1 protein-coding gene is annotated in these 988 nt (G+C 75.6%); it reads right to left on the bottom strand.

Annotated elements, in window-relative coordinates:
• Window positions 1-208 precede the first annotated feature (208 nt).
• Window positions 209-988, bottom strand: a 780-nt coding sequence (locus tag KUM32_RS37330) for a diacylglycerol kinase family protein (protein ID WP_302185235.1), incomplete at its 5' end; no start/stop codon positions are given.

The following is a 988-nucleotide window of genomic DNA, read 5'->3' as shown; positions in this document are numbered from 1 at the left end:
CTCCCGCACCGTACGCCGCCGTCTCGCTCCGCGAGAGGGGCGTCTTGGTATGTGAGAGGCGCCGAACGCCCGGGTATCTCGTCTCCGGCCCGGCCGGGCGGGGCTTCGGCATCGCTGGCCCGCCTGTTCGCTGGCCCGCCTGTTCGCCCGGCCGGGGCGTCGCTGTTCCCGCCGTCGCGGTCGCTGCTCTCGTCGCTGTCGCCGTCGCTCAGACCTCGAGCGGGCGGTAGACGCGCAGCGCCTCGTTCACCTTGTCCAGCGTCAGGCCGCGCGGGGCGCGCGTGATCTCGCCGTCGTACGCCAGGTCGGCGCCCTCCGGGATCTCGTCCACGCGCAGGTGCCGCAACCGGGCCTCCGCGTGGACGGGGGAGCGGCGCAGGACGCCGAGCAGCGCGGCCGACAGGAGCCGGGCGCGGGGCAGCCGGCCGCCGTGCACCATGCGCACGTCGAGCAGGCCGTCGGCGAGGTCGTGCCGGCTGGCCGGAGCCGAACCCACCCCGCGGTACGAGCAGTTGCCCACGAAGAGCATCCACACGGCGCGGCGCTTGCCGTTGATGACCAGGTCGAGCGGCTCGGCCGTGCGCAGCACCTGGGCCGCGGCCAGCACCTCGGCCGCCCAACTGCCCACACGTCCCGCCCAGCGCTCGCGAATGCGCACCATCTCCGGGTAGCAGCCGATGCTGAAGGTGTTGACGTAGTGCGTGGCCGTCGACGTGGCCGCCCCGTCGGCCGTGAACCGCGCCAGGTCGACGGCGACCGCCTGACCCGCGGTCACCGCCCGGCAGGTGTCGTCGACGGTCTCCAGGCCCAGGTCGTACGCGAAGTGGTTGAGCGTCCCGCCGGGCAGCACGGCCAGCGGCAGCCCCTCGCGCGCGGCCACCGCCGCCGCGGCGCTGACCGTGCCGTCGCCGCCGCACACCCCGAGCGCGCCGCCGACCTCGGCGGCTCGGCGCGCGGCCTTCTCCAACAGCTCGAGCAGCGAGGGCGG

It is taken from the genome of Streptomyces sp. AC627_RSS907, from assembly GCF_019049165.1.
Note: the sequence above shows the minus strand (reverse complement) of the source record. Positions and strands in the feature narration are given on the sequence as shown.